Genomic DNA, 11523 nt, shown 5'->3' on the forward strand with positions numbered 1-11523 from the left:
CCCCGCCACCGCTCTCCGGAAGAGCTGCGTTTCCACGCTACAACTCCGGATCGGCCCAGATCTCCAGCTGGATCCCGTCCGGGTCACGGAACACGATGACCGACGAGCCTTCCAGCGTCCGAGACTCCTTCGACGGCGTGTAGAAGACGCCGTATTCCGAGAGCCGCGCCTCCCATTCGGCCAGCTCCGACCGCGAAGACACCTTGAACGCCACGTGGTCCAGACCTGTCCGGCGTTCGTCGAACCGCGGCCGCTCGGTGTCCTGGTGCTCGACGAGCACGACCGCGAAACCCTCGCTCGGCGACCTGAGCACGACCTTCCGCAGACCCGTCTCCGGGTCTTCGCGCCGAGTGAACTCCTCGAGTTCGAGCACGCGGGCGTACCAGGGCACGCTCCGGTCCACATCGGTCACGGTGAGTGCCAGGTGGTGCACAGACATGAGCTTGGACATCGGGGATGACCGTCCTGATCAAGAGCTTGGGGGCGTCACCAGGGTGACACAGGCGCCTCCGGCGCCGAGGTGATCCGCCGACTTCCCACATGAATCGTGATGTCCGTCGGGAAACAGTGTGGAAAAGTGGCTGAACCGCACGCGGACCCGATATCCCCTCGTGACCGGGCCGTGGCCCCGGGGGTCAACGCCCTCCGCCGACGGTCAGCACCGTGCCGGTGGTGTACGACGCGGCCGGGGAAAGCAGCCACAGCACGGCTTCCGCGACTTCGCCGGGTTCGCCCGCCCGCCCCATCGGAATGGTCGGCGCGATCCGTTCCATGCGGTCGGGCAGACCCGCCGCGGCGTGCAGGCCGGTGTGGATCATGCCTGGTGCGACGGCGTTGACCCGGACGGATTCTTTCGCCACTTCTTGCGCGACGCCGTAGGTCATCGTTTCGACCGCGGCCTTGGTGCCCGCGTAGTGCACCCATTCCCCGGGCGAACCGGTTTTCGCGGCGGTGGAAGACAGCGTCACGATCGCGCCGCCGTCGCCGCCGTACCGGGTGGACATCCGGCGGATGCCCTCGCGGACGCACAGGAAGACACCCGTGATGTTGACATCGACGACGCGGCGGACGACGTCGATGTCGTATTCGTCGAAGCGGCCCGGTGTGTTGCCGGTGATGGCCGCGTTCGCGACCACCCCGGCAAGCGGACCGAGTTCGACGGCGGCGTCGAACAGGGCCACCACGTCGTCCTCGGACGCGACATCGCCGCGCCGGGTGATCGCCCGGACGCCGTGCTTCCGCACGCGCGAAGCGACGTCTTCGGCCGCTTCGGCGTCACCCGCGTAGTTGACGACGACGTCGTACCCGCGCCTGGCGGCCAGTTCGCAGACCGCCGCGCCGATGCCCTTGCTGCCGCCCGTGACGATGAGAACACCACTCATGGGCGGATCATATGGCGAAGTTGACCAGCGGGAGGTTTTCCAGGACCAGGTCGGCCCGGTCACTGGTGGACGCGATCAGATCGGCGTTGCGCTGGTCCGAACCGAGCGCGCGGCGACGCGCCTCGACCAGCGAACGGCCGTAGCGGCGATGCCGTGAGACGAGCCGCTCGATGCGCTCGGGTTCGTCGGGCGCGAGGAACCACGACTCGGCGAGGATCGGCTTCACGCCGCTCCACGGGTCGTCCTGCATGAGCAGGTAGTTCCCCTCGGTGATGACCAGCGGGACGTCCGGTGTGACCGCGACGGCACCGGCGATCGGCTCCTCGATCTCCCGGCGGAATTCGGGCGCGTAGACCGTCTCGCGGCCTTCGGCGAGCCGGCGCAGCAGGTGCACGTAGCCAGCGGCGTCGAAGGTGTCCGGCGCGCCCTTGCGCTCCACCCGCCCGAGCCGCTGCAGTTCCACCTGCGCCAGGTGGAAACCGTCCATCCCGACCACCGCGGCCCTCGTGCCCAGCGCCTTCGCCAGCCCCCAGGCCAGCGTCGTCTTGCCGGACGCGGGAGCGCCGACGATGCCGAGCACACTGCGCTGTCCCGGCTTCGCCAGCGTCTGAGCCCTGCTCAACAGGTCCTCGAACACCGGAGGCATGGCTGTCATGGCAGTCCTTCTCCCCTCTTCGCGACCGCGGCCGTCCACGACCTCGGTCCTTCATGCCGCACCCGTTCGGCGGCCACCTCGTTGGCGAACTCGATCCAGCCCACGACGTCCCCGCAGTTCTCGGTTCCTTGACACTGCGCGACCGCGTACGCGAAAGCCCCGTGCCACACGTCGCCCGCGCCCAGCGTGTCACGCGCCCGGGTGACGGGGACGGGGACGGCACCGGATCCGTCCGCCGTCGACCAGCGGACCGGATCGGGTCCGGCGGTCGTGACGACCACCGGCACGCCGTGCTCGCCGGGGTCGTCCCCGCGGTACAGCGAGGAACAAGCGGCGATGTCGACCAGCGGCAGGAGTTCGGCGAAGACCGGCTTCCAGCTCCCGGCGTCGAGCACCACCGGGATCGCGCGCTCCCGCGCCCAGCGCGCGACCTCCAGCGCCACCTCCGGATGATGCCCGTCCACCAGCACACACCCCGGCAATTCGTCACCTACTTGCGATAGGTGCGCGCGCAAGGATCGCAAGGAGGTGCCGAATTGCGAAGAAGCGTGGGCGTTGCGCGAGACCACGGTGCGTTCCCCGTCGGAGTCGCGGACGACGATGGCGCTGATCGCGGGCGGATCGGGCCGTCCGGGATCGAGGTCGACCAGGTCGACGCCGTGCGCTTCCAGGTCCGCGCGGGCGAGTGCCGCCAGCGGATGCGCACCGGCGACCGTCAGCAGCGTCGCCCCGGCGCCGAGCGCGGCCACGGTCACCGCCGCGTTCGTCGCCGGCCCCCCGGCGGCGACGTCCATCGACAGCGAACGCACCTTCTCGCCCGGCGCCGGGATCTCGGCGACGCGCTGAACCTGGTCGACGGTGCACAGGCCCGCCAGCAGCACCTTCAGCATCGAAGTACGTTTTCCCGCTGAGATGCCATCAGCTCAGTCCCGTGTGGACGGCGGACGCGACCTCTTCGACCTCGCCGTGCTCACCGATCGTCAGCGCGCCCGTGAGCAGGCCGACGACCTGGTTCATGGTGTGCGTCTTCGGCGAGACCACCGCGACCCGCTTGCCGAGGCGGTGCACGTGGATGCGATCGGCGATGTCGAACACGTGTGGCATGTTGTGGCTGATCAGCACCACCGGCAGACCGCGTTCGCGGATCCGGTTGATCAGGTCCAGGACCTTGCCGGATTCGGCGACGCCGAGCGCGGCGGTGGGCTCGTCCATGATCACCGCCTTGGTGCCGAACGCCGCCGCCCGCGCGACCGCGACACCCTGGCGCTGTCCGCCGGACAGCGTCTCCACCGGCTGCGTGATGGACTTGATGTTGATGCCGAGTTCGTCGAGGATCCGCTGCGCGTCGGCCCGCATGGCGGTGCTGTCCAGTTTGCGAAACACTTTCCCGAAGAGATCCTTACGCCGCTTTTCCCGGCCGAGGAACATGTTCGACGCGATGTCGAGCGCGGGCGCGACGGCGAGATCCTGGTACACCGTCTCGATCCCGTAGTGGCGAGCGTCCAACGGGGACTTGAAGTGGACGGTCTGACCGTCCACTTCGATCTCGCCGGAATCCGGGATCACCGCTCCCGAAAGGGCTTTGATGAGGCTCGACTTCCCGGCACCGTTGTCGCCGACGACGGCGAGCACCTCACCGGGGAACAGCTCGAAGTCGGCGCCGTCGATGGCGGTGACCCGGCCATAGCGTTTGACCAGGCCCCGTGCGGCCAGAGTCGGTTCAAGCGTCGTGGGTGTCGTCATGACTGCCGCCTCCTCGCGAAACGGTCGACGCAGACCGCGCCGATGAGCAGGGCACCGGTGGCGACGTCCTGGTAGAGCGCGTCCACTCCGAGCTGGGTCAGCCCGGACCGCAGGACCGCGACGACCAGCGCGCCCATCATCGTGCCGAGTACGGAACCCCGGCCGCCGAACAGGCTCGCGCCGCCGAGCACCACCGCGGTGATGGAGTCGAGGTTGCCGAGCTGGAAGGCGTTCGGGTCGGCGTTCGGCACGCGGCCGAGCGCCTGCCAGGCGGCGATCCCGACGATCACCCCGGCGACGATGTACACGGAAAGGATCGTGCGGTCGACCTTGATCCCGGACAGCCGCGCGGATTCCGGCGCGTTGCCGACCGCGTACACGTGCTTGCCCCACGGCGTCCGCGTGAGCGCGTACCAAAGTCCCAGGTACATCAGCAAAGCGAGCGTCATGCCGTAGGTGATCGGGATGCCGCCGAACAGGTACCGGCGGGTGCCGAGCCATTTGAGCAGTTCGTCGGCGACCGGGACGGCCTGGCCGCTCGCGAACAGTTTCGCGGCCGCGGTGAGCACGGTCAGCAGGCCGAGCGTGACGATGAACGGCGGCAGTTTGATCCGGGTGACCAGCGAACCGGTGACCATCCCGATCACCACCGTCGCCACGATGCCCAGCAGCAGCGCCCAGATCCCGGAGACACCGCCGACCACGAGCTTCGCCATGATCAACGTGGCGAGCACCATCGCCGCCGCGTTGGCCAGGTCGATGCCCGCGGTCAGGATGATCAGCGTCTGCCCGAGCGCGAGCGTGCCGACCACCAGGGACTGTTGCACCACGAGGGAAAGATTGTCGAGATCGAGGAAGGTGTCCGTCGAGAGGGAGAACACCACGATCGCGACGAGCAGGGCCAGCGCGGGCCCGACGGCGGGCGCGCGCAGGAAGAACTCACCGATCGTCGGGCGTTCGTTGCCCTTGAGGGCCGCCGTTGCCATCACTTCGTCCCCCAGCAGTTCTCGAGGCCCCACTTGGTGTCCTGGCTTTCCACGCCGGGGATCGGCTTGTCGGTGATCACCGCGGATCCGGTGTCGACGAACCCGCTCGGTTTCGTCCCGGTCTTGGCGTATTCGACGGCGGCGAGGACGCCCTGCTCCGCCATTTTCTTGGGGAACTGCATCACCGTGGCGGCGTACTGGCCGTCGCGCACGTTCTTGACGCCTTCGCAGCCGCCGTCGATCGAGCCCATCACGATCCGGTTCACCAGGCCGCGAGCCTGGAGCGCGGCGTAGGTGCCGCGGCCCATCGGCTCGTTCATCGTGTAGACGGCGTTGATGTCGGTGGTGCGCTGCAACAGGTTTTCCACCCCTTGCTGCGCCAGGCTCTGGTCGCCGTTCGCGGGCGTCTTGCCCTTGATCTCCGGCGAGGCGTCGGTCAGCCCGATGCCCTTGAGAAATCCGGTGTGCCGCTGGGTGTCCACTGTGGATCCGGCGGTGCCGTCCACCATCAACAGCTTCGGCGGCTTGCCCGCCAGCGCGGCCTTGACGTACGCGCCTTGCTGCCGTCCGGCCTCGAAGTTGTCCGTGGCGAAGGTGGCGTCGACGGCGGTGTCCGGCTCGGTCGCCGTGTCGAGCGCGATGACCAGTACTCCGGCCTTGCGGGCACGGTCGATGGCGTCGAGGACGCCGGTCGAGGAACTCGGCGTGATCAGGATGGTGTTCGCACCCTGCTGCATGAGGTTCTCGATCGCCCGGACCTGGCCGTCGTTGTCGCCGTCGAACTGGCCGGCGAGCGCGCTGAACTCCGCGCCGTTCGCCTCGGCGGCGGCCTTGGCCGCCGCTCTCAGTTCGACGAAGTAGGGATTGGTGTCGGTCTTGGTGACCAGGCCGACCTTGGCCTTGCCACCGCCGCCCGCGTTCGAACCGCCACCCCAGTGACGTTCGACGGTGCACCCGGCCGAGGTCACCGCTAGTGCGGCGGCCAGGACCAGCGCGGAGAGACTGCGCTGTCTCATGGGGGATGCCCTCCGATTCAAGGCTGTCCGTGATGGACCGGAAGGTAGACAGGGTTATGCTCACTCGCAAGCGTTTGCGCAAACGCTTGCCGGACTCTTTCGACAGAGCACTTCACGAGGATTGGTAATGCCGCCGTCTCGCTCGTCTCGTCCCACCCAACGCGACATCGCCGAGCTGGCGGGAGTCTCGATCACCACCGTTTCCCACGTGGTCAACGGGACGCGGGCGGTGGCCGAGGAGACCAAGCTGGCCGTCCTCCGCGCGATCGAGCAGACCGGCTACACCGGCGACGCCATCGCCCGCTCGCTGGTGACCGGCGGGACGAGGTCGATCGGCGTCGCGATCTCCCTGATCGCGAACCCGTACTTCGCCGTCTTGATCCAGGCGATCGAACGCGAGGCCGCCCTGGCCGGGTATACGGTCCTGCTCGCGGACACGCACGACACCGTCGACACCGAACGTGAGACCGTGCGGACCCTGCGTTCGCGCCGGGTGGACGGACTGCTGATCACACCGTCGCCGGGCGACGGTGCGGTGATCGGCGAACTCGTTTCGCTCGACGTCCCGACCGTGCTCATCGACCGGCTCTCCACCCGCACCGACGTCGACCAGGTCGGTGCCGAGAACATCCAATCGACGTCCGCGCTGACGGCGCATCTGGCGTCGCTCGGACACCAGCGGATCGGCATGATCAGCGGCACGGCCGGGCTGAGCACCAGCGAAGAGCGGATCCTCGGCTATCGCCTGGGGCTGGGCCGTTCGGGTCTGACCTGGTCGGAGGACCTGGTCGCGTGCGGGCAGTCCTCGCAGGCGGGCGGGGCCCTCGCGCTGAGCACGCTGCTCGCGCTGCCCGAGCCGCCGACGGCGCTGGTGGTCGCCAACGACACCATGATGGTCGGGGTGCTGCACGAGCTTCGGCGCCGCGGGCTGCGGGCGGGGGTCGACCTGCCGGTGGTGGTCTACGACGACGTCGAATGGGCCGATCTGGTCGATCCGCCGCTGACCACGATGGCCCAGCCGATCGAAGAGATAGGCACACAGGCGGTGCGCCTCCTGCTGGCCCGGATCAACGAACCGGCACGCAAGGCCCAGACGATGCGGATTCCGCCTACGCTCCGCCACCGCGCGTCCTGCGGATGCGCTCTCGTTCACTCACATTGATGATTGTTGGAAGACTTTCCGGTCTCGCCGCCGAGCGACGCTCCGTCAGCCGTTACCGTCATTCAAGCTCGGATGAAGGCGTGGAGCGATGACCGCATTGTCCCCGGCGTTACCCCTGTGGGAGGACACCCCTGTCACCCACCGGTTCGGGGTGGCCATGGCGATGCACGCGAACCCGTATTCGGGTGAGCTCGTCCGCGCCATCCGCCGCGCCGCGCGCCGTCACGGCTGTGAGATCACCCTTGCCGACACCGGTGACAGCGTCGCCGAAGAAGCCGCGGTCATCCGCGCTTTGCGCGCCGACCGCGTCGACGGCGTCCTGCTCGTCCCGGCGGCCGGTGACGAAGCGGTGATCAACGGACTGGTCCGGATGGGCGTGCCGACCGTGCTCGTGGACCGGATGGCCGGCCGCAACGACGTCGATCAGGTCGGCTCCGAAAACATCCAGGCCGTGTGCGCGCTCGTGCGGCATCTCGCCGGGCTGCGGCACCGCAAGATCGGCTTCATCTCGGGCGAGGACGACATGACCATCTACGAGGAGCGGGCGCTGGGTTACCGGCTCGGCCTCGGCCGCTCGGGCCTCCGGTGGACGTCGCAGCTGGTGGCGTGCGGGCAGTCGACCCCGGGCGGGGCCGCCGCCGCGACGGCGAAACTGCTGGACAGCTGGCCGTCGCCGACCGCGCTGGTGGTGGCGAGCGAGGCGATGATGATCGGCGTCCAGTACGAGGCGCACCGGCTCGGCATCCGGATCGGACGCGACCTCGCGATCGTCGGCTACGGCGACATGGAGTGGGCGGGGCAGGCGACCCCGGCGGTCACCACGATGGCGCAGCCGATCGAGGAGATCGGGCGCAAGGCCGTCGAGCTGCTGCTGGCCCGGATCACCGACCCGGAGCGACGACCCGAATCCGTACGGCTCGCACCGCGCTTCATACACCGCCGGTCGTGCGGCTGCTGAGTCACAAGCCGCTGGTCAGAACGCCGCCGCCGGGTGAAGATGGCGGAATGACCGACCTGTGGACCGTGCACACCGCCGACCTCGAGGCCGAGGTGCTGACCGCGGCACGCGCCCTGCTGGACGACGCTTTCGACGGCGATTTCAGCGATCACGACTGGGAGAACGCCCTCGGTGGCATGCACACGCTGGTGTGGGAGAGCGGCGAGCTGATCGGGCACGCGTCACTGGTGCAGCGGCGGCTCGTGCACGACGGGCGGGTCCTCCGGACGGGTTATGTCGAGGCGGTCGCCGTCCGGTCGGATCACCGGCGGCGTGGCCACGGCGCCGCGATGATGGACGCGCTGGAACGCGTCCTGCGGAAGGCGTACGACCTCGGGGCGCTTTCGGCGTCCGAAGATGCCCTGGAGTTCTACGCGTCGCGCGGCTGGCTGCTGTGGCGTGGTACTTCGTCGGCCATGACGCCTTCGGGCGTGGAGCCGACGAAGGAGGAAGACGGGTCGATCCACGTGCTGCCGGTGGGCGTCACCCTCGATCCGGCCGGGGAGATCACCTGCGACTGGCGGGCGGGCGACGTCTGGTGACTCTCGCAATCAGTCACCTGCTTGCGACACCCCCTCGCGCCTGGCGAGCGTCGCAAGCAGGTGACTAATTGCGTAGGGTGGCCGCGGCCTCCAGGAGCATCCACGCGCTCACCTGAACGGACAGGTCACGTTCGGGAGCGTCGGGCGCGAGGGGTAGCGAAGGCGCCGGAGTCGCCCAGTCGGCGCTGAAGAGCGGCCCGTTCGGTGTCTCGGTGGCCCCGGACCAGCACGCCTCGGCCGACCGGACGACCAGGTCGCGCGCGATGCCGCTCGGCAACAGCGGCGCCGCGAGCGCCAGATACCGGGCGAGGATCCCGCCGAACAGGCCGCCGTCGCCGCCTTCCTGTCCCCGGATCACCCCGTTCGGGGCGACGTGTTCCGCGACCGCGCGGATCGTCCGCTCCACTCTGTCCATTTCGGACAGTTCGAGGCAGGCGCCGAGGTAGACCCCTTGGCAGTACGTGAAAACATGCTTGACCAGTTCGCCGCTGCCGACCCGCAGGCCGTCCCACACCAGCCCGGTCTCCGGATCGACGAGCCGCTCGGTCATCCACCGGGTCAGGCCCTCCGCGTGCTGTGTCGCACCTTCGCGGGCGTGGAAGATCGCGGCCGGGCCGTTCGCGGGGGCGTTCTTGAAATCGTCGCCGACCCGCCACCAGATCCCACCACCGGCGTCGTCGGTCCAGCCTTCGCGCAGCCGCGAGCTGATCGCCTCCAGCCCGCCGCGGACGTCCGGCCCGAGCTGCCCCACCCGTTGCAGCGCGAGGCCGAGCCAGGCGATGTCGTCGTAGTAGTCGTTGATCCACTTGCCGAAGTTGCGCAACCGCACGGACAGCACGAACCGGTCGATCAGCTTCAATCGATCCGGTGAAGGGTCGCGCAGCTGCGCGTCGACGAGGGTGTCCAGCAGATGCGCCTGCCACCAGTAGTTCCAGTGCCAGTGGACGCGCTGTCCCCTCGAGGGCGGCCAGCCGCTGCGGCCGAGCACGGTCCCGGGCAGTCCCCACACACCGCGCAGATGCCGCCCGCTGATCGCGCGCTCGGCGGCCGCGGCCCGGTCGGCGAGAGCAGTCATCGCGCCATCATCCCTTGCCCACTGACATACCGCCCAGTATGTCGGTCACCGACGCGACCTCGGTCGAGGCGGCCCCGTCCAACCCCGCAATCAGTCACCTACTTGCGGCTATTTCACCCGCTAGGTCGCCCGGAACGACCGCAAGTAGGTGACTGATTGCGGGAGTGGGGGCGCGTCACCAGGCTTGGGTGAGGTCGGCGTGCTGCCGGATCCAGGCGTGCATCACGATCCCGGCGGCGACGCCGGCGTTGATCGAGCGGGTCGTGCCGAACTGGGCGATCGAGACGACCAGCGCCGCCGTCTTCTGCGCCTCGGCCGACAAGCCCGGCCCTTCCTGGCCGAACAGCAGCACGCACTCGCGCGGCAGCTCGGCGGTCTCGACGGGCTGTGCGCCGGGAGTGTTGTCGACGGCGACGACGGCGAGCCCCTCGGTCGCGGCGAAGGTCAACAGCCCGTCGACGTCCTCGTGGTGGAGAAGGTGCTGGTAGCGATCGGTCACCATGGCGCCGCGCCGGTTCCAGCGCCGCCGCCCGACGATGTGCACCGCGGCCGCGGCGAACGCGTTCGCCGTCCGGACCACGGTGCCGATGTTGTGGTCGTGCTGGAAGTTCTCGATCGCCACGTGGAACGGGTGGCGACGACTGTCCACATCGGACACGATGGCCTCGCGCCGCCAGTAGCGGTACGGGTCGACGACGTTGCGGCGGTCGCCGTTGGCCAGGAGTTCGGGGTCGTAGCGCTCGTCCGAGGGCCACTCGCCCTCCCACGGCCCGACGCCGACCTCTTCCCGCGCCACCCATTCGGTGGGGCCTGCTTCTTCCTGGCTCGCCCCGCTCGGCGCGCTTTCCCACCGAGTGGGTGATTTCTCAGTCACCGGGTGATTGTCACTCAGCTCATGCTGACCCGGTGCACCGGTGCGTCCCCGTCGTGCCGGCGGTGGCGCCGGCGCTGGTACGCGCCGACGTAGGAGACGATCACCGTCGCCATCGCGATCACGACGACGAACGGCAGCGACGAGCGCGGGAACACGGTGTCGTACAGGTAGTAGGCGTTGAAGCCGCCGGGCAGGTCGCCGAGGCCCTGCTGGTGCCGGAAGTAGTTCTCGGCCGCCGTCAGCGGGCAAGGCCACGGGAAGACATTGACGAGAACCCCCCATGCGGCGAAGAACACATGCGCGAAGATCACCTTCGGCCATCGCCACGCGAGAAAACCACCGAATCCGATGAACACCAGCGCGAAAATGTGCACCGCGACGGTCACGTTCGCCAGGAAACCCGCCACCTCAAGCCCCCTTTCACACCCCCACCTGCGACGTTACCCCGTTCGCGTCGAGAAACGCGCACAAAAAACGGGGCATCCTCCTCGTGTGTGGAGGATGCCCCGTTCGAGACGCTTTGACTCAGGACAGACCGAGATCGTCCTTGGTCAGAAGGTAACGGTATTCGAGGCCTTCCTTCTCGATGGCCTCGCGCGCTCCGGTGTCCCTGTCGACGACGGTGGCGACGCCGACCACGTTCGCCCCGGCCTCACGCAGCGCCTCGACGGCGGTCAACACGCTGCCTCCGGTCGTCGAGGTGTCCTCGACGGCCAGCACACGCTGGCCGAGCACTTCGACGCCTTCGATCCGGCGCTGCATGCCGTGCGCTTTGGCGCCCTTGCGGACGACGAACGCGTCGAGCACGACGCCGTCGGTGGCCGCGGAGTGCAGCATGGCCAGCGCCACCGGGTCCGCGCCGAGGGTCAGGCCACCGGCGGCCACGTAATCCCAGTCGTGCGTGAGCTGGCGGAGCAGCTTCCCGATGAGCGGGGCGGCCGCGTGATGCAGCGTCGCCCGCCGGAGATCGATGTAGTAGTCGGCTTCCTTGCCAGAGGACAAGGTCACCTTGCCGTGCACGACGGCGAGTTCGCCGACCAGTCTCGCCAGTTCGAGTTTCGCCGCTTGATCAACACCGGGGTACGCCACGG

General features: G+C 68.9%; 14 protein-coding genes. 3 read left to right on the forward strand and 11 right to left on the reverse strand.

Going from position 1 to position 11523, the window contains the following annotated elements; genetic code table 11:
* Positions 1 to 37 precede the first annotated feature (37 nt).
* The 7 genes from P3102_RS36495 to P3102_RS36525 all read right to left on the reverse strand — a co-directional run bounded on the left by P3102_RS36495 (position 38) and on the right by P3102_RS36525 (position 5782).
* On the reverse strand, positions 38 to 451 hold the full coding sequence (locus P3102_RS36495; RefSeq protein WP_276365206.1) for a VOC family protein: 414 nt from the start codon (positions 449 to 451) through the stop codon (positions 38 to 40).
* A 184-nt stretch (positions 452 to 635) separates the two neighbouring features.
* Complete coding sequence (locus P3102_RS36500) at positions 636 to 1382, reverse strand: SDR family oxidoreductase (protein ID WP_276365207.1); 747 nt, start codon at positions 1380 to 1382, stop codon at positions 636 to 638.
* A gap of 7 nt (positions 1383 to 1389) precedes the next feature.
* A complete protein-coding gene (locus tag P3102_RS36505; RefSeq protein ID WP_276365208.1) occupies positions 1390 to 2037 on the reverse strand; it encodes a nucleoside/nucleotide kinase family protein in 648 nt (215 codons plus the stop codon).
* Positions 2034 to 2927: a PfkB family carbohydrate kinase gene (locus P3102_RS36510; protein WP_276365209.1), complete on the reverse strand. Its 894-nt coding sequence runs from the start codon at positions 2925 to 2927 to the stop codon at positions 2034 to 2036. The genes P3102_RS36505 and P3102_RS36510 overlap by 4 nt, the downstream gene beginning before the upstream one ends.
* A 28-nt stretch (positions 2928 to 2955) precedes the next feature.
* A complete protein-coding gene (locus P3102_RS36515) occupies positions 2956 to 3780 on the reverse strand; it encodes an ATP-binding cassette domain-containing protein (RefSeq protein WP_276365210.1) in 825 nt (274 codons plus the stop codon).
* Positions 3777 to 4766: an ABC transporter permease gene (locus tag P3102_RS36520; RefSeq protein WP_276365211.1), complete on the reverse strand. Its 990-nt coding sequence runs from the start codon at positions 4764 to 4766 to the stop codon at positions 3777 to 3779. The genes P3102_RS36515 and P3102_RS36520 overlap by 4 nt, the downstream gene beginning before the upstream one ends.
* Positions 4766 to 5782: a substrate-binding domain-containing protein gene (locus P3102_RS36525; protein WP_276365212.1), complete on the reverse strand. Its 1017-nt coding sequence runs from the start codon at positions 5780 to 5782 to the stop codon at positions 4766 to 4768. The genes P3102_RS36520 and P3102_RS36525 overlap by 1 nt, the downstream gene beginning before the upstream one ends.
* Positions 5783 to 5909: 127 nt before the next feature.
* Here P3102_RS36525 and P3102_RS36530 point away from each other — a divergent pair, with 127 nt between their 5' ends.
* From P3102_RS36530 to P3102_RS36540, 3 genes are all read left to right on the forward strand, one after another.
* A complete protein-coding gene (locus P3102_RS36530; RefSeq protein ID WP_276365213.1) occupies positions 5910 to 6944 on the forward strand; it encodes a LacI family DNA-binding transcriptional regulator in 1035 nt (344 codons plus the stop codon).
* An 88-nt stretch (positions 6945 to 7032) separates the two neighbouring features.
* Positions 7033 to 7902, forward strand: a complete 870-nt coding sequence (locus tag P3102_RS36535) for a substrate-binding domain-containing protein (protein ID WP_276365214.1) — start codon at positions 7033 to 7035, stop codon at positions 7900 to 7902.
* 47 nt (positions 7903 to 7949) lie between these two features.
* Complete coding sequence (locus P3102_RS36540) at positions 7950 to 8483, forward strand: GNAT family N-acetyltransferase (protein WP_276365215.1); 534 nt, start codon at positions 7950 to 7952, stop codon at positions 8481 to 8483.
* A gap of 64 nt (positions 8484 to 8547) precedes the next feature.
* Here P3102_RS36540 and P3102_RS36545 read toward each other — a convergent pair whose 3' ends face one another.
* The 4 genes from P3102_RS36545 to pyrE form a co-directional block, all read right to left on the reverse strand.
* A complete protein-coding gene (locus P3102_RS36545) occupies positions 8548 to 9558 on the reverse strand; it encodes a glycoside hydrolase family 76 protein (protein WP_276365216.1) in 1011 nt (336 codons plus the stop codon).
* A 175-nt stretch (positions 9559 to 9733) separates the two neighbouring features.
* A complete protein-coding gene (locus tag P3102_RS36550) occupies positions 9734 to 10354 on the reverse strand; it encodes a TrmH family RNA methyltransferase (protein WP_276371511.1) in 621 nt (206 codons plus the stop codon).
* 92 nt (positions 10355 to 10446) lie between these two features.
* Positions 10447 to 10839, reverse strand: coding sequence for a DUF2784 domain-containing protein (locus P3102_RS36555; RefSeq protein WP_276365217.1), 393 nt, complete (start codon positions 10837 to 10839; stop codon positions 10447 to 10449).
* A gap of 118 nt (positions 10840 to 10957) precedes the next feature.
* Complete coding sequence (pyrE, locus tag P3102_RS36560) at positions 10958 to 11521, reverse strand: orotate phosphoribosyltransferase (protein ID WP_276371513.1); 564 nt, start codon at positions 11519 to 11521, stop codon at positions 10958 to 10960.
* Positions 11522 to 11523 lie beyond the last annotated feature (2 nt).

It is taken from the genome of Amycolatopsis sp. QT-25, assembly GCF_029369745.1.
Classification (GTDB): domain Bacteria; phylum Actinomycetota; class Actinomycetes; order Mycobacteriales; family Pseudonocardiaceae; genus Amycolatopsis.